Genomic DNA, 20057 nt, shown 5'->3' with positions numbered 1-20057 from the left:
ACCAGATTAAAAAGCATGCAATTAAACTTTTACCTTTCCCTTGAGCCTAATGACTCACTCAACTAAAATAGCGCACTTAAAAATCACTGAGGTCTACCGTGTTAATTAATTACAATCCCCCGCTCGATCCGTATTTAACCATTTTGTATCAAGATGACGATTTATTGATTGTAAATAAACCCAGTGAATTATTAACCGTTCCTGGTAAAGACCCGAAACATGCAGATTGTTTAATATCACGTGTGAATCGTGTTTTTCCAACAGCTAAAATTGTTCACCGCTTAGATATGGCAACCTCAGGGATTATTTGCTTAGCGATGAATAAAGCTGCGCATCGCCACTTAAGTATGCAGTTTCAGGAGCGCCAAACTGCAAAACGCTACATTGCGCGTGTTTATGGTAAGTTAGAACAAGCAACGGGCTCTGTTGATTTACCGCTTATTTGTGACTGGCCTAATCGCCCAAAACAAATGGTTGATCACGAAAACGGGAAACCTTCCCTAACGCACTTTCAGGTGCTTGAATATGAAAAAAATGCCACTCGTGTAGAGTTAACACCTATTACTGGACGCTCACACCAGTTAAGAGTTCATATGCTGTCATTAGGCCACCCTATTTTAGGCGATAGACTCTATGCTCATCCTGATGCATTGGCTGGCGCACCACGCTTACAACTACATGCGCAAATGCTAGAACTAGCACACCCGGGCAATGGGCAATCAATGACCTTTGAAATAGAGCCAGATTTTTAAGCCCACCAATTGTATTAAACTTTTATCCATCATCGCCGATAACCAGTTATTCGCTTTAATCGGTAATGATGGTTTATGCCTTTTGCAAGTATACTCAGGCAATATTTACACTTAGGTTTCACAATAGGTTTAATGGGTACTTTGCTCATAAGCCACCACAGTGTTGCGGCAGATCACATTGCACCGACTCCTTGGTCGACTATTACCAGTAGCGATATATCTCGATTAATGCCGCAAGGTGAAATAAAGCCACTGCAAGTCGGCGAGCAAGAGTTTATTAGTTTATACCGAGAGTATATGAGCGCAGAGCTGCGCGGCGTTGTATTGATCATCCCTGATTGGCAGCATTTACCTACCAATAATAATGGTATTAACTTTTTACGCACTCATTTAAATGACTTTGGCTATACCACGATAGCTATGACGGTGCCTGATATCGATTGGCAAGCAAGCGCTGAGCAAAGCACCGAAGAAGGTGACAGTGAAACTGAAATTGCTACAGCTGAACAAGAAGGTGCAGCCATTGAGCCTAACCCTGAAGCTGACAAAGAAGCCGTAACTGAACAAACTGATGCGAGCGAAAACACGGTTACACCGAAACACGTTGATGCACTTGCATATATCAATGACGATGTAATAGATGATTATAAAGAAAACTTAGTGGCTCGTTTTGAAGCCCTATACCAAAGCGCGCTTGATGAAGGTGGTAAAATAGTACTTATTGCTCAAGGAGCGAGTGCAGGCGTACTACTGGAGCATTATGCAAGCTTTCCAAATAACAACATTGATGCATTCATTAGCTTGAGCAGCTATTTACCTAATCCTGAACGAAACCAACAGTTAAACACTCTAGTGTCGACAATAAGTCCGCCGCTGTTAGATATTTTTTACAGTAACGATAACCCCGACTTATTACTTAGCGTGGCAGATAGAAAACGCTGGGTAAAACGTCACAGTAAATATGATTACCGCCAGCGAGAGCTTTTTGGTCTGCGCTCAGAGCCACAGCAACATGAGCGCTTAAGTAAGGAAATAGACGGCTTTTTACGCCGCCTTTTTTAAAAACTCGTAGGCTGATTGGATATCTTGGCTCTTTTTAACGGCCAACTCCATCATATGCTTTGGTAATCCTTGAGAAACAAGCTTATCTGGATGATGTTGTGCCATAAGCTTACGGTACGCGACTTTAACATCTCGAGCACTGGCTTCATTATTAAGCCCTAACAATGCCAGTGCTTGAGTGCGATTCATACCATTATTATTTGGTGGAACATGATGGCCTGAACCTTCTCGATAGCTACTGCTTTGCCCTTGTTGACGCTGCTGTTGCTGCTGGTAACGTTGTTGTTGCTGGCGAAAGTTAAACTCTGCCTGATAGCGTTTTAGCACAAATGCAAAGTGGGTTTTAGAAATCCCTAACTGCTTACTTACTTCTTGCAATAGCTCTTTTTCTTGCGCTGCTAATACGCCGTCAGAAAATGCCATTTGTATTTGAATTTCTAAAAATAACTGCAGTAAATCATGGCGACGTGCAAATCGCTCTTTAAAATCATATACCGTTTCTTTTAACGAGAAGTCAGCTTCTTTGCCCGCCTTGAATGCATCTTGTGCTTCTGTTCGGTTTTCACCTGACAAGCCCATTTCGTCCATAAATAAGCTAGCTGCGCGAATATGTGTTTCACTCACTCGGCCATTTGATTTAGCAATATGCCCCATGACAGCAAAGCAGCTGGTAAAAAACAGCGCCTGGCGTTGGTCAATATCATCATCACCATTAAATAAACTTGAAAAACCACCGGCTTTATCAAAATTTTGCTTGAGGCTTTTATCAAACATATGACCTAAATAAAGGCCGATAAATAAGCCTATAATTCGGCCAAACATAAAGCCAAAACAGGCCCCTAAAATCTTACCCCACATGAGGCACTCCTTTTAGTGTTTCGGTTAATTGCTCATTTAACTGTGTTAAACGCTCAGGTGTTCCAATATCATTCCACATACCGATGTAAAGTTCAGTTGATATATCAGCCGAAGCTAAACGCTCGCGTAGTAGAGGGCCCAACGGTAATACACCATCTGGTATACCTTGGAAAAACGATGCTTTAAACCGGCTAATGCCAGAGAACGTATACTTTTGACTTTGCGGCCCTAAGTGACGCAATGTGAAGTCACCATTTGGGTTATGAGGTGGATTTTCAACAAGAACGATATGACCTTCACCTTCATCTAAGTGCAGCGCTTTTAATGCATTCACATCATAATCGGTAAATACATCACCATTAACAACAATAAAGTCATCACCTAAAAAAGGTAAGGCTCGAACTATCCCACCGGCAGTTTCAAGGCCTTGCTCGGGCTCTTGGCTATAATGAATATTAACGCCAAATGCTTGGCCATCTGCAAAGTACTCGGTTATCTTGTTTGCGTGCCACGCAAGGTTAATAACTATTTCTGTAATACCTGCCGCTTTTAAGCGTTCAATATGGTATTCAATTAATGGTTTACCCATTATTGTTAACATAGGTTTGGGCATAGATGCTGTAAGCGGCATCATTCGTTGTCCACGTCCAGCTGCTAAAATCATCGCCTTCATACTAACTACCCATTTGCTCTTTTACTGCAATAAGCGTGGCCGGAATAATTTCTTGCTCTATCCAACAACCCAGTTTAGCCAGCGCTGTGTGTTCTTTTGAAACATCCACTATATAACGTAGTGTTGGTAATACATTATTCATATAACCAAGTTTGCCATCACGTAAATTGAGTCGACAGAAAATTCCCGCCGCTTTTAAGTGACGTTGCACGCCAGTTAAATCAAACCATTGGGTAAACTGCGAAAAGCTAACATCGCTAATTAAATCTTGTTGTTCAAACTCTTTATATGCATGCTTAAGTAAGAATTCAAGTTCATCATGAGGCAATTTAAAATAACAATCACGCAATAAAGACACTAGGTCATAACACACGGGACCTTGTACGGCGTCTTGATAATCAATAATGGCCCACTGCTGATTGCTGCGCATAATATTGCGGCTATGAAAGTCTCGATGAACAGTTACCGTAGGTTGCGCTAAAATGTTTTCAATTAATACTTCACAGCTATTTTTCCAAATAGCTTTTGTTGCATCACTTAACTTTAACGATAAAAACCCTTCAACAAGCCATTCTAAGAATATGCTTAATTCAAATTCTAAAAAGTTGCGATCAAAATCCTTCATATGCTCAACAGCGGGCATTTTTGCCCATTGCGCACTGAGATCTATCAAATGTTTATAATGATTTGTACGTTCTTTATCATCGAGCAAATCTGCAAGGTGTGTGTTACCAAGGTCACTTAATAAGAAAAAACCTTGTTTTTCGTCGGCGTGGAGAATTTTAGGTAGAGTAAAACCATGTTCTGAAAATACTTTATTAAGTTCTATGTAAGGTGTGTTATCGAGAACTTGAGGATCTGAGTCCATCACGATAAAGCTATCTTGACCGCGATTTAAGCGAAAATAGCGACGAAAACTGGCATCTCCCGTGATCGCAGCTAACTGATATTCTTCATCATTAAAGTGCGGGGTTAAAAACTGTTGTAAACTTTTAAAACGATTCATTACACTCGATATCTATTTTTCACTAAGTCAAATACTGTATTTGCCATTGTTTTCCTTTATTATGTCAGACCTATATTCAATGACAGCATATTAAGGTTAATAAATGAGCAAAACCTGGGGCATAATGATGCTAAGCGTAATTAGCGCACCATCGCTTGCCGAAACTGAGCTGACACACAACTTTTGTGGCAATTCAATGCAAACCAGAGCTTGGCAACCGCTTGCTGGCCTTGACTTGGGCATGGTCGATATCCGTTCAGATGATATAGAACTGCTTGGTACCCAAAGCGCAGAATTTACCGGTAACGTTGATATTAACACCCTTACTATGAGTTTGTCCGCACAAAGTGCACTTATTGACAAACAGCGTGGGTTACTTAATGCCACTGGCCCAATTACTTACCGCGACACTGTGAGCGAAGTAAATAGTGCTGGATTAAATGCAGATTTAAATAATTCACAAATCAGTTTGCTTGGCGCAGATTACAAACTAACGCAGCAACAAGGTCACGGTGGAGCCGAAAAGCTCACAGTCAACGAGTCTGGCTTAAACCTGCTGAACGCAAGCTTTACTACCTGTCCAGGAGAGGTTCCCCTTTGGGCAATAGAAGCGGATGAAATTGACCTATCCCGTGAAGAGGGTTGGGGTGAAACCCATGACATGGTATTGCGCATAATGGATACGCCAGTACTGTATTTACCCTACTTTACATTCCCAATTGATGAACGTAGAAAGTCAGGCCTACTAACACCTAATTTTTCAGCTTCCGACCGTTATGGCATCGAGTCTGTTACTCCTTATTACTGGAACATTGCACCCAATTACGATGCCACTATTACACCTAGGTATATGTCTAAAAAAGGACTGCAATTAATCACCGAGTTTCGTTATTTAAGCGAGACTAGCGAAGGTTTATTAGGTTTAGAATATTTAAATAAAGATGATTCAGAACCTGAGCTGGACGATCGCTACCTTTTTCACTGGCAGCAGCAAAGTTATTTTGGTGAGAAATGGCGTGCCAATATAGATATTACGAATGTTAGTGATGATAACTACCTAACTGATTTAGGGTCAGATTACGCCACCCGCACAGATACTCAATTGTACCGTACAGGTTCACTCTCATATTTGGGCGAGCGCTGGCGTACTGATATAAAAGTGCAAAACTTTGAAGTGTTGGGTAATCACGTTGAGTCATATGCGGCTTGGCCACAAATTAGTTTTTCTCAAACAGCGCCATTTAGCTTCAGTGATATTGAACTAACTCTAGATGGTGAGTTAAGCCACTTTACCAATAGCTCTGCAATCATCGATAAAGCAACACGTGTACATATTGAGCCAAAAGCGAGTTATGGCTATCAAGAGTATGCATGGTCATTTTTATCTGAGGTTAGTGTTTTACACACTAACTACAAACAAGAAGGTGATTTAGCCGGAAGCGAGTATTCTGAGTCAGTATCCAGAACCTTGCCTAAAGTGCGTTTGTATAGCCAGCTAAACTTTGAGCGTGATACAACGTTAGTTAGTAACGGCATTCAAACTCTTGAACCTCAGGTGCAATATTTATATACACCTGATGAGGATCAATCTGATATTGGTTTATACGATACAACAAAACTACAAGATGATTTTTTTGGTTTATTTCGCGACAGTCGTTTTTCAAGCATTGACCGTATTGCCGCAGCCAATCAATTTACTTTAGGTGCTACAACCCGATTATTTAACGATAATAGCGAAGAGCTATTTAATTTCAGTGCCGGACAAATTTTTTATTTAGAAGATTCAGCCAAGCCGACAGAGCAAGGACTGAATTCCGACACTAATTATAATGCATTGTTTGCAGCGCAAAGCATGATACATTGGCACCGTCGCTGGTATTTATCAGGTGGTATTCAATATGACACCGATGGGAAACAAGTAATCCAGTCTAACGTTACTTTAGATTACAAAGGTGATAATAATCAGCTGGTACAATTGAACCATCGCTATGCAAATGATGTCTCAGGCAATACAATCGAACAAGTTGGCTTTTTTACTAGCTTTCCAATTAGTGAACAATGGCAGTTTGTAAATAGTTATCACCGAGATTTAGAGACAGGTCGTAGCATTGAAATGTTTACAGGCTTGCAATATGAGTCTTGCTGTTGGGCGTTCCAATTAACAGCCAGTCGCCAAATTGAAACCGATTTAAACCAGGCTATAGGCCAAGAACAAGCTACATTTGATTCAAGCATTGGGTTTAACATTGTCTTGAAAGGATTAGGTAGTAAAAGCCGTTATGATGCACAAAAATTATTACAACAAGGTATTTTTGGCTATCGTAGACCGTATTTTCTTAATAACTAGTATTACCGTACTATTAGCAAGAGTATTAGAAAAAGTATGAATTTAAAAAAATTATTAGCATCAGCATTTTTAAGCTTTGGGTTATGTCAAAGTGTTATCGCAGCCCCTGTTGAAATAGACAAGGTAGTAGGTATTGTTAACCAGGGTGTTATTTTACAAAGTGAAGTAGACACTATCGTTAACCGTGTTAAAGCACAAGCGAAGGAACAAGGCCAAGAGCTTCCTTCTGATGAAACATTACGTATCCAAGCAATGGAGCGTCTGGTTAATCAAACCCTAATGATGCAATTGGCTGAACGTATGGGCCTTGAGATCTCAGACAGTCAACTTGATCAAACCCTAGTCGGCATGGCGAAAGAGCAAGGCGGTACAATTGCTGACTTACGTCGTACAATTGAGGCCTCAGGTGAAAGCTTTCAATCATACCGTGAAGAGATTCGTAAAGAGATCACCACGCAACAAGTTATGCGTGCTAACGTCGATCGCCGTATTTATATCAGCCCACAAGAAGTTGATAACTTATTAAAGATTATGGAAAGCCAAGGCCAAAATACGGAAGAATACGATATTGGTCATATCTTAATAGATATCCCTAATAACGCCTCCGCAGATGAAATTGCTAGTGCTAAGACGCGTGCTGATAAAGTCATCGAGTTTTTACAAGACGGTAAAGAATTTAAACGCATTGCAATCTCTTCCTCGAGTGGTTCTAAGGCACTTGAAGGCGGCCAGTTAGGTTGGATGAGCATTAACGAAATGCCATCATTATTTGCAGAAGCTGTAAAAGGGGCGAAAAAAGAGGCGATAATTGGTCCACTTCGCTCTGGGGCAGGTTTCCACATTGTAAAAGTACAAGATATTCGTGGTCGCCAAGTGGTCGAAACAACTGAAGTTCGCTCGCGTCATATCCTTATTAAGCCATCTATTATCTTAAGTGAAGAAAAAGCACGCACCATGCTAAATGGTTTTGCCAAGGAGCTACGAGCTGGCACAGCTGACTTTGGTGAATTAGCTAAAGAGTATTCTGAAGACCCAGGTTCAGCGCTTAAAGGTGGTGAGTACGATTGGACAGATCCAACAACCTATGTACCAGCGTTTAGAGATACATTACTTTCACTTGATCAAAATGAAATTAGTGACCCATTTAGAACTACATTTGGTTGGCATATTGTGCAACTGCTTGATAAGCGTGTTGCGGATAAAACAGAACTAGCGAAGAGAAACCGTGCGCACGGCATGCTATTTAACCGTAAATTTAAAGAAGAAAGTTTTAACTGGCAACAAGAAATGCGTGAACAAGCCCACGTTGAAATTTTCCCTATTGATGAGTAACAAATGACGTTACGTATAGCGATTACCCCCGGCGAGCCAGCCGGGATTGGCCCAGATTTACTGCTAAAGTTAGCCCAACATGATTGGCCTGCTCAACTTGTTGTAATTGCAGATGGCCAATTATTAAAGCAACGAGCTGAACAACTTGGTTTAACAATTAACTTAATTGAATTTGATGAATCAGCACCTGCCACCACCAGCCCTGCTGGGACAGTATATTTACATCAAGTGGATTTAGGTGCACAGGTCGAGCTTGGTGTATTAGATGATGCAAATGGCCAATATGTCCTTGATACGCTGCGCATAGCGTCAGAGAAGAATATGGACGGCACATTTGATGCTGTGATTACCGGGCCTGTACATAAAGGCATTATTAATAAAGCGGGCATTTCATTCAGTGGCCACACTGAATACTTTGCTCAGCAATCAAATACCGCCGACGTAGTAATGATGTTAGCAACTGAAGGTTTACGTGTGGCTCTAGTGACGACACATATTCCTTTAGCCTATGTATCACGTGCTATAACAGTTGAACGCTTATCAAAAGTAGCCGGCATTTTAAATCATGACTTACAAACTAAGTTTGGTATTGAAAAACCACGAATCCTAGTGTGCGGCTTAAACCCACATGCAGGTGAAGATGGCCACTTAGGCCGTGAAGAAATTGAAACTATCACGCCTACCCTTGAGTTATTAAACAATCAGGGAATGAATTTAATTGGCCCATTGCCCGCTGATACATTATTTCAAGATAAATACCTATCTCAAGCAGATGCTGTACTTGCAATGTATCACGATCAGGGGTTACCTGTGCTAAAATACAAAGGATTTGGTAAGTCAGTGAACATCACTTTAGGTTTACCTTTTATTCGCACTTCAGTTGACCATGGGACAGCCTTAGATTTAGCTGGTACTGGTCATGCTGAAGTGGGTAGTTTTGAATTAGCGATCCGCGAAGCAATTAAGCTCGCCCATGAAAAAGCACAGAATCAATGACAGATAAAGTACATTTAGGGCACCGCGCCCGTAAACGTTTTGGCCAGAACTTTTTATTCGATGAATCTATTATTGATAAAATAGTCACCGCTATCGATCCAAAACCTGAAGATAATCTTGTAGAAATTGGTCCTGGTCTTGGTGCCATCACTGAGCCTGTAAGTGAATTAAGTGGTCATCTAACCGTTGTTGAACTAGATAAAGACCTTGCCCAGCGCTTAACTGAGCACCCATTTTTAGGGCCAAAATTAACCGTGCATCAAGGCGATGCAATGAAGTTTGATTTTTCGAGCTTAGTACGTGATGACAAAAAGCTAAAAGTATTTGGTAACTTGCCATATAACATTTCAACACCGCTACTTTTTCACCTGTTTGAATTTGCAGATAATGTTGAACACATGCATTTTATGTTACAAAAAGAAGTCGTAAAACGCATGGTGGCAGGCCCTGGTAGTAAAACATTTGGTCGCTTAAGTGTTATGACGCAGTATTATTGCAATGCGATGCCTGTAGTTGAAGTGCCGCCTGAATGCTTCAAACCAGCACCAAAAGTTGACTCTGCAGTTATTCGCTTAATCCCAAAAAAGCCAGAGCAGCGCACAGCAAAAAGTGTCAAAATCTTAAACACGGTTTGCCTAGAAGCCTTTAATCAGCGTCGTAAAACATTGCGTAACAGCTTAGGTAATTTACTAACCGCAGATGAACTCACAAGCATTGGCATTGATATAACCCTTCGTGCTGAGAGCCTTTCGTTACAACAATTTATAGATATAGCTAATTGGATTTATGACAACAAGCAGTAATTTGGGCTCGCCCATTAAAGTATCAGTTGAAACTTTTTACGTAGAAGGTCAATCGCAACCTGAGCTCGACAAATACGTTTTTGCGTACTCTATTACCATTAAAAACCACAGCTTATGTAGTGCAAAGCTAGTCAGCCGCTATTGGTTGATAACCGATGCCAATGGTAAAGAAGTTGAAGTTCAAGGCGAAGGTGTGGTTGGCGAAAAACCCACTATTGGACCTGGCGAAAGCTATAAATACACCAGTGGTGCCGTGCTTGATACCCCCGTGGGTACAATGCAAGGCTATTACACCTTAAAAAATGAATTTGGTACTGAGTTTGATGCACCTATCAATGTATTTAGATTAGCTCAGCCTAATATTCTGCATTAAGCAACTATGGCCAACTACGCAATAGGTGATCTACAAGGCTGCTATGATGAATTTCAAGCCTTATTAAAACAGGTTGATTTCAACCCCAGTAAAGATCACCTCTATCTAGTTGGCGATATCGTTGCAAGAGGGCCTGATTCTCTTAATTGTTTAGAATACTTGCGGCAAAACCAAGACAGTATTACTGTAACACTCGGTAACCATGACCTGCATCTTATTGCTTGTTATCTACTTGGCAAACCGATAAACCCTAAAGATAAATTAGACTGCGTTTTTGACTCCCCAAAACTCCCTGCCTATATTGAGTTATTATTACAGCAGCCGTTAGCGCTATGGCTAGAACAAGAAAACGTATTTATATCTCATGCAGGCCTTAACCCAGGTTGGTCAATTAAGCAGGCGCTAAATCATGCTCAGTTTGCCCAAAAGTGCTACCAAAGCAGTGAGGCCAAAACCTTTTTTCAGCGCATGTATGACCAACACCCGCCTTCATGGAGCGAGCAGCTGACCCAATATGAACAATTTCGGTTTATTGTAAATTACTTTACCCGCATGCGTTTTTTAACAATAGACGGCCAGTTAGATCTAAAATGTAAAGGGGCGACTGCTGATTCAAACACAATAATACCTTGGTTTTCTCACCCTCGTTTTAACAAGTTTAAAGACCACATTGTTTTTGGCCATTGGGCGTCTTTAGAGGGGAGAACTAACCACGAGAATATTCATGCTCTTGATACAGGCTGTGTATGGGGCGGTGCAATGACCTTGATGGAACTAAAAAACAAACAATGCTTTAGTGTTATTTCTGCCAAATCGAATTAAATTTAACTGAAAAAAAGGCGTTCTTCTGTTAGATTTAGTATAATAATTGTTAAAAGTAATTAAATTTAATTACTTAACTTATCTGCAATTTAGCCGATAAAGTCTAATTACTACTCTTTTATGGAAATTCATATGAACTTAACTGTTAGCCAGCGTATTTGGGGTGGATTTATCTGCATCACCCTATTGCTTCTTTTGATTGGGGGTAACTCACTGTTCAGAATTGCAAATATTAACAATTCTTCACAACAGGTAAACCAGTTATCATTACCCGCATTAGAAGAAAGTTCAGACCTTCAAGTTGAATTTATATTAATGAGTAAAGCTGCACAAGCCAGCTTTTATACTACTTCAACAGCAGAGCTAGCGCCTATCAAAACCGTGATTACAGAACGTAAACAACGCTTTGCTAAATCGAAAGCACAATTACAAAGCATTGTGGGTGATCACCCTCAATTAAACCGCAACAGCCAAGATGTGCAAAAAACATACAGCAGTTTCATCAAAGCTGTTGATGGCTTATTGAACGACAAAGCTGATGAGCTTGAAATTAACAAAACACTCAGAACTCAGCTTGAAACAATAGAGTTGGCCGCAGAAGATGCAAATTCAGTGGTGCTAGATATTATTGATATAGATGGCCTTGAAGAAAACGATGCGCGCGCCTATCAAGCCGCTAATATGCTAGAGAATAACTTTTTATCTCTAGTGACCAACAGTACAGATATGCTAACAGTTCAAACGCAAAATACATTAGATATCGTTAAAAACGAACAACTCTATTATTTAGAAGAGGTCGAGCGTAGTATTAGTTTATTAAAACCTGCTGTAGAGGCCGATAACCCTGACTTATTTGCTGATTTAAATAATTACTTAGTGATTATCCGCGAAAACATACAAGGCACTAACAGCCTATCGGCTAACAAAAAGCGCTTAATAGACGTAATCGCGATGACAAAGTCAGAGCTTGCACAAGCTGATGAAGCCACCACCACCGCGCTAAAACAACTCAATGAACTTGTAGAACAAGCTAGTAATGTGGCATTTGAGCTGCAAAAAGGCGTGAGTAACGATGTTAATTCTGCCAATTTATGGACATGGATTGGTATGATTACTGCGACTTTACTAGCTATTGTGGTTGCCTTTATCACCGTAAATCGGATAACCACACCATTAGCTGAAGTTAATCGCATTTTAGATATCGTCGCTAGCGGCGATATGACACAGCGCTTAGATGACTCAGCAAAGGATGAATTTGGTGAATTGTCTCGTAGTTGTAACACCCTAATCGATAGCCTAAGAAGCTTAATCCAAGGCATTATTTCACGCTCTACTCAACTTGCAGCTGCATCAGAAGAAACATCAGCAATTACTGGTGAATCAAGCCAAGCTATCCGCAATCAACAAGCTCAAGTAGAACAAGCTGCGACAGCAACCACCGAAATGAGTAGTACTTCACAAACGGTTAGCCACAGTGCGCAACAAGCACTCACTGAAATTAAAAATGCCGACAAGGAAGCTGAACGCGTTAAAGGTATTTCGAGCCAAAATAAATCGACTATTGAACAGCTCGCACGTGAAGTTGGTGATGCATCGCAGGTAATAAACAAACTACATCAAGATAGCGCTTCTATTGGCAGCATCCTTGATGTTATTCGTGGAATTGCAGATCAAACCAACTTACTTGCACTTAATGCCGCTATCGAAGCTGCCCGCGCAGGTGAGCAAGGTCGAGGCTTTGCCGTAGTTGCTGATGAAGTACGTTCACTTGCCAGCAAAACACAAGAATCAACGCAAGAAATTCAAGCGATGATCGAATCACTACAAAGTGGTGCTGAAGCGGCGGTATCGGCAATGTCTAAAGGCAAGCAACAAGCTGAGTCGTGTGTTGAGCAATCAGATTTAGCAAATACAGCACTTGATTCAATCACAACAGCTGTAGCGCAAGCACATGACGTGAGTGAAGAGATATCAACCGCAGCACAAGAGCAACAGCAAGTATCTCAAGAGATCAGCGAACGCCTTGAGTCAATCGTAGCTATTGCCGAGCAAACAGCTGAGGGAGCGAACCAGACTAATATCTCAAGCTCTGAAGTTGCAAAACTCGCCGAAGAATTACGCTTATCAGTAGATGAGTTTAAAGTTTAAAACCATAAAAACAGTATTAAAAAGCCCAGTTGATTGCTCAACTGGGCTTTTTCTTTACCTATCGTTAGGTTTTAAAGCGCCTAAACTTGTCGCAGTACTTAGATTAATCTCTAAAGTTTTTAAACTGAAATGGCTGCCCCAATTCAGCACTACGAACGACCTGCATTGCTTCTTGTAAGTCATCGCGCTTTTTACCTGTCACTCGTATTTCTTCGCCCTGAATCGCAGCTTGTACTTTCACTTTTGAATCTTTAATTGCTTTAACCACTTTTTTAGCCACGTCTTTTTCAATACCTTGCTTAAGGGCGACGTTACGAAAAACATTTTTTCCTGCACGAGAGATATCTTGCAATTCAAGACTAGATACGTCCATGCCACGTTTTGATATTTTGTTTGCTAAAATATCAAATAATTGCAGCACTTGAGCGTCAGCTTCTGCTTTAAGTTTTATGGTTTTATCGTTTAGCTCAATTGATGCATCAACACCTCTAAAATCAAAACGAGTGTCTAGTTCACGTTTTGCATTATCAACAGCGTTTTGTGCTTCATTCATTTCTACTTCAGATACAATATCAAAAGAAGGCATTAGTCTCTCCTAACAAGATTTTTTAATTTATATATTATACCGCCTATTTTATAAATCTTTACATATTTCTGTGTTTCGTTCAGGTGCGATACTAAATTTGTTTGATATACTATGGCTCTATTTTTAAACGATTTAGGATATATCGTGACTAGGCGTGTTTACCAAGCTGTTTTTTTAGTCAGTATAGTGGCCTTTACCTTTTTATTTGCCAAGGAAATCAAAGGCGCTGCCAATCTGTTCCCACATGTTGATAAAGTTGCTCACTTTGGCATTTTTTTTGTCCTTGCAGTGGTAATGGACAAAGCATTTAAAATTCCATTATGGGTGCAAATCTTAACGCTAGCAGGCTACGGTGCCGCCATTGAGGTAATGCAAGATATGCTGCCCTACCGCCAAGCATCTGTGGCTGACTTTATTGCTGACTTTGCTGGTGCTGCCAGTTACTTCATAGTCAAATTTGCTTTTCATATTGGTAAAAAGCCCAATCATGGATAATATTGTTATTGTAGGCGATGGAGCAATAGGTTTACTTTACAGTCACTTTTTAAGCGCTAACAATCATATCAGCTTAATTTCTCGCAAAGCTAAAGTAATCAATCAATATTATTATCAAGATTCTGATAAAAGCAAAATCATCAATGTTAACGTTTTAAGCAATAAAAAATTAGAACAATTGAAACCTATAGACACGGTTATATTTGCGGTTAAAGCATATCAAGTAAATGAAGCTTTAGCTCAGTTACTCCCCTACTTAAGTCCATCATGTCAGCTGGTTTTATCCCATAATGGCATGAGTGATCTACAGCCTATTTTAACTAAATTACAAAACCAACACGCTCTCTACTTTTTAACTACCCGCTTGGCAGGCTTTAAAGCAGACCCTAATACTGTAGTACATACTGGCGATGGTGAGAGTATTTTAGGCAGCTGCAATGATATCGCAACCCAAGGTTTACCGTATATAGTTAAACAGCTGTCCGCAATCCCCAGTATTCGTCATAGCGATAAAATTGCTTTAATCCGTTGGCAAAAATTACTCATAAATATTGCTATTAACCCATTAAGTGCGCACTACAATGTTAAAAATGGGGAGCTCACAGCACCTAGGTTCAGTACTGAAGTATTTAATTTACTCAGTGAGTCGTGTTTTATTGCCAATAAGTTAGGTATCAATATCAATCTAGCGGATACACTAGCTACAGCATACCAAGTGATGGCAGATACTGCATTTAACTACTCATCAATGCAACAGGATATTACCTATAACCGCCCAACTGAAATCGATGCTATGTGTGGCTACATTTGCCAACAGGGAGCAAAAGTTGGCGTTAAAACGCCTTACAATCAGTATTTTCTCGATATGATAAGGCATAAAAAAAGCGCGAATTAATCGCGCTTTCTACCTATCAACTAAACTATTATGGGCGGTATACCTTTACATTGGCAAAGCCATTTTCATGTAATATCAGCGCCTGTAATTGACTCATCACCCCTTTCGCGCAATATAAATAGTAGTCTTTATCTTGTGGTAGATCCCCAAACTTAGTCGCTAAACGGAAGAACGGTAAATGCACAACCTCAGTACCATTAATTTCTAACGGGTTAGCATCTTCTTCTTCAGGTGAACGAATATCAACAACCACTGCACCGACAGGTAAATCAGAAACCGATTCAGCCTCTTTAAGCTCTTGTTTTGCTTCTACGTCAATATCACGCACGTCCATCATACGAGCATTAGCAACAACCGTATCGAGTACATCAAAGTCAAACTTTTGTTCTTCAGCTTCAATAACCTGGATTTTTGCTTTAACAGTCGGCTTTTTCGAAATTACGCCGCAGTACTCAGGCATAGTTTCAGCCATTTCTGCGGTGCCAATTTTACGGGCGATGTTAATAATTTCTTGCTTGTCATGTTGAATAAGTGGACGCAAAATAAGGGTTTCAGTTACACGATCAATCACGCTTAAATTAGCCAATGTTTGGCTTGAAACTTGCCCAATACTTTCACCAGTAACTAAAGCTTGAACCCCCATTTTCTCGGCTATTTGGCTACCTGCACGCATCATCATACGTTTAAGCACCACACCCATTTGGCTGTTTTCAACGTTTTCAAGAATTTCAGCAACAACAGGTTCGAAATCCACACTTATAAATTTAACTTTATGTGTAGAGCTAAACTGTTTCCAAATATAGTAGCTGGCTTGCTTTACACCAATCTCATGAGCCGCCCCACCGAGGTTAAAGAATAAAAAATGAGTACGTGCACCTTTACGGATCATTTGATAGCTAGCAACACCAGAGTCAAATCCACCTGACATAAGTGATAGCACATCTTCTTGTGTGGGTAGTGGGAAGCCGGCCATACCAAAATGAGTTTGCGTAACTATATAGGCTTTATCATCTTTTATTTCGATACGAATTGTCACTTCAGGACGACTAAGCTGCACACGCGCACCTTCAACATGTTGGTTAAGACCTCCCCCTACATAACGCTCTACATCTGTAGAGGTAAAGTCGTGCTTACCTTGTCGTTTACAGCGCACACAAAAGGTTTTGCCTGCAATAGTATGGCCGATAAGATCTAAGGCAATCTCATAGATGTCGTGAAGGTTTTCGTAGTTTGTTTCAGTTACCTCAATAAATTGCACTATGCCAGGTATACGCTGTAGAGAATCAATAAAATCAAGACGCATCTGTGCGTCGTCACTGAGCGTAACAACTGAAATATTATCCCAGTTATTTTTAACTTGTACTTTCTCGTCTAGCTTACGCAGCACGATTTTAATGTTATTTTCTAACACTTTAGTAAAACGTTTACGTACTGAACGGCTTTTAATGGCTATTTCAGGATGAAGTTTGACGATAAATTTAAGCATAGTTTACTCGTTTGGCAATTTAAGAATTCACGCACCCAAGTGCTGGGCGCGCGATTATAGCAAAAAATCTAACGTCTAGGAAATAAACAAGTACCGCTTAACTTAGTTTGGATTAAGTCGGTAGAGTTTGCTGTGCAAGTTCGGTGTATTTTTCTTTTAATTGATTCAACTTAGGCAGGCTTTGCTCTGCTGCATAAGCTTTAAACAGCGCTAACACTTTTAAAATACCTTTATAGATATCTTGTTGTAATAACTCACCACTGAGTCGACGTGCCTTAATATAAGGCGTCCAAAAGCTTACGGTCAGTTTTAACATGTGCGCCAGCTCTGTCGCATCTTCATCGTCAAGCTCCATTAAGCCGTTATCACGTAAGCTTATTATGATACCACGCACTTGCATGAGTAAGGCTGACTGAAATTCTATGTAGTCTTTTTTTAGTACTTCATCGCGAGACAGAATATCGCCTAAATTGTCGTAGAAAAAATGAAAACGCCACATTAATTCAAACAACGCATCTAAATAGCCACTGAGCTGTACAAAGCCATCACTATCGTTGCTTACTGGTGTAAATTGGGTATGCAAATGTTCACTGTAAAGCGCAAAAATATGACGAAGAATGTCTTCTTTATTTTTAAAGTGATAATAAAGATTGCCAGGGCTAATCCCCATATGAGAAGCAATATGGTTAGTTGTAATCGCACGTTCCCCGTGCTGGTTAAACAGCTCTATGCTGGTCTTAATTATTTTATCCTTGGTACTCATGTATTCTGCTACTCTAGGTTGTTAGTAAAGTAAATGCTCAAAGTTTATGCAAATAATATTAGCCGCGCAGTATATACAAATCCAATCGAATAAAACACCACCTTGAAAATTTCTATCCTAAATCTAACTGATACAATACTCACCTTGAATAATACTAACGTTAAGTAATAACAAGTGATTACCTTAACAAGGCTGATTTGCAGCAAAAACACTGATAATATAACCACAAAAATAACACTAAGCTAAATCATATGAAAGTTACAGCTATTTACCCTGGTACCTTTGATCCACTCACTAACGGCCACACAGACTTGATTCAACGTGCAGCTAAAATGTTTGATACCGTAATTGTTGCTATTGCACATAACCCAAGCAAAAAGCCCTGCTTTAGCTTAGATGAGCGTGTAGAAATTGCAAATAGCCTACTGAATCATATTGATAATGTCTGTGTCATTGGTTTTTCTGGTTTGCTTGCAGATCTTGCTCGTGACCATAAAGCCAATGTATTAATTCGAGGTATTCGTGCGGTCTCTGATTTTGATTACGAGTTCCAACTGGCTAATATGAACCGACGTTTAAACCCCGATTTAGAGAGCGTATTTTTAACACCAGCAGAGAAAAATTCATTTATTTCGTCAACATTAGTTAAAGAAGTTGCCCGTCACAAAGGTGATGTCAGTGAATTTGTCAGTTCAATTGTTGTTAAAGCTTTAGAGGAAAAATTGCACGGATGAAGTTAACTAAGCTTGCAAGTTTTGCCGTATTACTCTCACTACCTTTACCGACTCTAGCCGGACCTTGGATTGAAAGTGATGATCCACTCTTACGTGCTTCAATTGAACTGCTCTTTAATCAAGGTGTGATTAAACAACCAATTAATAGCTACCCGTTGATGTGGCAAGGTATTGCTCGAGACCTAAATAACCTTGATCGCGATAAGCTATCAGTGCAAAGTCAATTTGCCTTACAACATATAAAACATGCCCTAGCAAATGCTAAGCGCAGCACTAGCTCAGGTATTAGAGCAAACTACAATAGTGATGCAAACTTGCAACAGAGCTTTGGCAGCCGTGATCAACAAAAAAGCGGAGTAAACAGTTACGGCTCTATTACAGGAAATAGAGTCAGTGCCAAGGTCAGTATTAATTATGCCGATGAAGCGCTAGATGATAAGTACACAAATTATCAGGGAAGTTATTTAGCGGTACTGATTGCCGATTGGTCTATTAGCGCAGAACAAATAAGCCACTGGTGGGGGCCAAGTAATGATAATGCCCTACTCCTATCAAATAACGCTGCGCCAATGAAAGGCGTTAGAGTAAACCGCGCCAATACGCAATACGATGGACCGAGCTTTTTTTCATTTATTGGTAACTGGCAACTTACCGGTATTTACGCTAAACAAAAACCGACTCTTACTAATAATGATGAAGGTGATTATTGGGCGATGCGTTTTGCCAGTACACCATTACCTGGGCTTGAAATCGCCTTCAGTACATCAGGATCCGACTTTTTAACTAGCTCTTATATTGATACCACAACATTAGAAGCTGACAATAAAAAGCAGCAGCTTACCAGCCTAGATGCCAAATATTCTACGCAAATAGCAGGCCAACCGCTTGGATTTTACGCTGAGATAATGGGGCGAAATGACAGTGGGTTTGCTCCCAATGATCCGTTTTATACACTCGGTGTAGAAACTTTTTTTGCCGATCAAAAGCAACTACTAAAAACTTACCTTGAGTATACCAATACCCAACAAGAGTGCGTGTCGGCTATGGATTGCACTTATGGCAATGATACCCTAACTGATATCAGTGCTGGCTATATCCATAAAGACCGCTTAATTGGTAGCTCAACACCTTACAACAGTAAATCAGCTGTATTAGGCGCTCAATACCATACCATGAATGGTTATGCTGGTTTTGCTAAACTACGCTGGTTAAACGGGAAATCACTCAAAACAGCCTCTGCACAAGAGATAGGTTCATTTAAACGAGTACAGTTAGAGCTGGGTTATCAACAAGCATTATTTGAAGGGCTTTGGCAAGTGAGTGGTTCTGTGTTTAAAGACGAGCTTAATAAGGATTCAGACACAAATACCGCGGTTAAAACCAGCTGGGAATATCGTTTTTAATCTTATAAACTACGCGAGATCAGAGTTCCTATTTGATCTCGTTAAGAATTGATAGCCACGAACCAACCCTAAAAAGTCCTTATTACATAATAAAGCCACCACCATCATAACATCCATCATATTAACGGTAACCGAGTAAAGGCCCCAAAACCACCAATGCTCATAATGATAGAAGTAATTAATATCGATATGCATACCCAAAAACAGCAACATATTCACTGTTAGCCCAATAGTGATATATAGCTTTGCAGGAAGCTGGCTTAAATTTAGCTTCCAACTAATGAGTAAAATTATAATTAAACAAACTAAATCAAATGAAAACCAAAAAAGGTAAGTGATTTGGCTATGTAAAATATCAAACCCCAATACTGAAATAATTAAGGGGTCTGAGAATAAATAAAATAAGAATATAGATAGTGAAATCCACATCAACGTTTTATCACTATTTGGGGTAACTGATTTCTTTACTAAATTAAATAAAAAACCATCAAAAAGCTCCACATTATCAATGAAGCCAAATACA

20 protein-coding genes are annotated in these 20057 nt (G+C 40.0%); 13 read left to right on the top strand and 7 right to left on the bottom strand.

The window, feature by feature from the left end; genetic code table 11:
• The first annotated feature begins 98 nt into the window (after window positions 1-98).
• Together rluA and AAEU30_RS07245 are read left to right on the top strand one after the other, a co-directional pair.
• Window positions 99-752 carry a bifunctional tRNA pseudouridine(32) synthase/23S rRNA pseudouridine(746) synthase RluA gene (gene rluA, locus AAEU30_RS07250; protein ID WP_421959938.1) on the top strand — a complete coding sequence of 218 codons (654 nt, stop codon included), beginning with the start codon at window positions 99-101 and terminating at the stop codon, window positions 750-752.
• 75 nt (window positions 753-827) lie between these two features.
• Window positions 828-1814 carry a DUF3530 family protein gene (locus AAEU30_RS07245; RefSeq protein ID WP_421959937.1) on the top strand — a complete coding sequence of 329 codons (987 nt, stop codon included), beginning with the start codon at window positions 828-830 and terminating at the stop codon, window positions 1812-1814.
• Here the strand turns inward: AAEU30_RS07245 and djlA are convergent.
• From djlA to AAEU30_RS07230, 3 genes are read right to left on the bottom strand one after another with little or no spacing between them, the layout of a single operon-like run.
• Window positions 1797-2672, bottom strand: a complete 876-nt coding sequence (gene djlA / locus AAEU30_RS07240) for a co-chaperone DjlA (protein ID WP_421959936.1) — start codon at window positions 2670-2672, stop codon at window positions 1797-1799. The two genes, AAEU30_RS07245 and djlA, sit on opposite strands and share 18 nt — an antisense overlap.
• Entirely contained in the window at window positions 2662-3345 is a 684-nt protein-coding gene (murU, locus tag AAEU30_RS07235; protein ID WP_421959935.1) for an N-acetylmuramate alpha-1-phosphate uridylyltransferase MurU, read from the bottom strand. Before murU ends, djlA begins: the two co-directional genes overlap by 11 nt.
• Before the next feature lies 1 nt (window position 3346).
• Complete coding sequence (locus AAEU30_RS07230; RefSeq protein WP_421959934.1) at window positions 3347-4351, bottom strand: aminoglycoside phosphotransferase family protein; 1005 nt, start codon at window positions 4349-4351, stop codon at window positions 3347-3349.
• Window positions 4352-4454: 103 nt separating this feature from the next.
• On the opposite strand from AAEU30_RS07230, the gene lptD reads away from it, so the two are divergent.
• From lptD to AAEU30_RS07195, 7 genes are all read left to right on the top strand, one after another.
• Window positions 4455-6698 (top strand): LPS assembly protein LptD, encoded by a 2244-nt coding sequence (gene lptD / locus AAEU30_RS07225; RefSeq protein WP_421959933.1) that lies wholly within the window; start codon window positions 4455-4457, stop codon window positions 6696-6698.
• 36 nt (window positions 6699-6734) lie between these two features.
• A complete protein-coding gene (surA, locus tag AAEU30_RS07220; protein ID WP_087533515.1) occupies window positions 6735-8030 on the top strand; it encodes a peptidylprolyl isomerase SurA in 1296 nt (431 codons plus the stop codon).
• Between the two features lie 3 nt (window positions 8031-8033).
• On the top strand, window positions 8034-9026 hold the full coding sequence (gene pdxA / locus AAEU30_RS07215) for a 4-hydroxythreonine-4-phosphate dehydrogenase PdxA (protein ID WP_421959932.1): 993 nt from the start codon (window positions 8034-8036) through the stop codon (window positions 9024-9026).
• Window positions 9023-9829, top strand: coding sequence for a 16S rRNA (adenine(1518)-N(6)/adenine(1519)-N(6))-dimethyltransferase RsmA (rsmA, locus tag AAEU30_RS07210; RefSeq protein ID WP_058561674.1), 807 nt, complete (start codon window positions 9023-9025; stop codon window positions 9827-9829). The genes pdxA and rsmA overlap by 4 nt, the downstream gene beginning before the upstream one ends.
• Window positions 9813-10202, top strand: a complete 390-nt coding sequence (gene apaG / locus AAEU30_RS07205; RefSeq protein WP_087533512.1) for a Co2+/Mg2+ efflux facilitator ApaG/CorD — start codon at window positions 9813-9815, stop codon at window positions 10200-10202. Before rsmA ends, apaG begins: the two co-directional genes overlap by 17 nt.
• 6 nt (window positions 10203-10208) lie before the next feature.
• Window positions 10209-11024, top strand: coding sequence for a symmetrical bis(5'-nucleosyl)-tetraphosphatase (locus tag AAEU30_RS07200; RefSeq protein WP_421959931.1), 816 nt, complete (start codon window positions 10209-10211; stop codon window positions 11022-11024).
• A gap of 132 nt (window positions 11025-11156) precedes the next feature.
• Window positions 11157-13172, top strand: coding sequence for a methyl-accepting chemotaxis protein (locus AAEU30_RS07195; protein WP_421959930.1), 2016 nt, complete (start codon window positions 11157-11159; stop codon window positions 13170-13172).
• Window positions 13173-13275: 103 nt separating this feature from the next.
• Here AAEU30_RS07195 and AAEU30_RS07190 read toward each other — a convergent pair whose 3' ends face one another.
• Window positions 13276-13758, bottom strand: a complete 483-nt coding sequence (locus tag AAEU30_RS07190) for a YajQ family cyclic di-GMP-binding protein (RefSeq protein ID WP_087533509.1) — start codon at window positions 13756-13758, stop codon at window positions 13276-13278.
• Between the two features lie 144 nt (window positions 13759-13902).
• Between AAEU30_RS07190 and AAEU30_RS07185 the strand changes: the two genes are divergently transcribed.
• Window positions 13903-14253, top strand: a complete 351-nt coding sequence (locus AAEU30_RS07185; protein ID WP_087533545.1) for a VanZ family protein — start codon at window positions 13903-13905, stop codon at window positions 14251-14253.
• Window positions 14246-15148, top strand: coding sequence for a ketopantoate reductase family protein (locus tag AAEU30_RS07180; RefSeq protein ID WP_421959929.1), 903 nt, complete (start codon window positions 14246-14248; stop codon window positions 15146-15148). Before AAEU30_RS07185 ends, AAEU30_RS07180 begins: the two co-directional genes overlap by 8 nt.
• A gap of 28 nt (window positions 15149-15176) precedes the next feature.
• On the opposite strand, the gene thiI is transcribed toward AAEU30_RS07180, so the two are convergent.
• Together thiI and AAEU30_RS07170 are read right to left on the bottom strand one after the other, a co-directional pair.
• Window positions 15177-16634, bottom strand: coding sequence for a tRNA uracil 4-sulfurtransferase ThiI (gene thiI / locus AAEU30_RS07175; protein WP_421959928.1), 1458 nt, complete (start codon window positions 16632-16634; stop codon window positions 15177-15179).
• A gap of 112 nt (window positions 16635-16746) precedes the next feature.
• On the bottom strand, window positions 16747-17397 hold the full coding sequence (locus AAEU30_RS07170; protein WP_087533506.1) for a TetR/AcrR family transcriptional regulator: 651 nt from the start codon (window positions 17395-17397) through the stop codon (window positions 16747-16749).
• Between the two features lie 251 nt (window positions 17398-17648).
• On the opposite strand from AAEU30_RS07170, the gene coaD reads away from it, so the two are divergent.
• Complete coding sequence (gene coaD, locus AAEU30_RS07165; protein ID WP_421959927.1) at window positions 17649-18131, top strand: pantetheine-phosphate adenylyltransferase; 483 nt, start codon at window positions 17649-17651, stop codon at window positions 18129-18131.
• Window positions 18128-19534: a capsule assembly Wzi family protein gene (locus AAEU30_RS07160; RefSeq protein ID WP_421959926.1), complete on the top strand. Its 1407-nt coding sequence runs from the start codon at window positions 18128-18130 to the stop codon at window positions 19532-19534. Before coaD ends, AAEU30_RS07160 begins: the two co-directional genes overlap by 4 nt.
• A 9-nt stretch (window positions 19535-19543) precedes the next feature.
• Here the strand turns inward: AAEU30_RS07160 and AAEU30_RS07155 are convergent, their stop codons facing one another.
• Entirely contained in the window at window positions 19544-20035 is a 492-nt protein-coding gene (locus AAEU30_RS07155; protein WP_421959925.1) for a hypothetical protein, read from the bottom strand.
• Window positions 20036-20057 lie beyond the last annotated feature (22 nt).

It is taken from the genome of Pseudoalteromonas mucoides, from assembly GCF_049257175.1.
Classification (GTDB): domain Bacteria; phylum Pseudomonadota; class Gammaproteobacteria; order Enterobacterales; family Alteromonadaceae; genus Pseudoalteromonas.
This window is presented reverse-complemented; position numbering and strand designations above follow the sequence as displayed.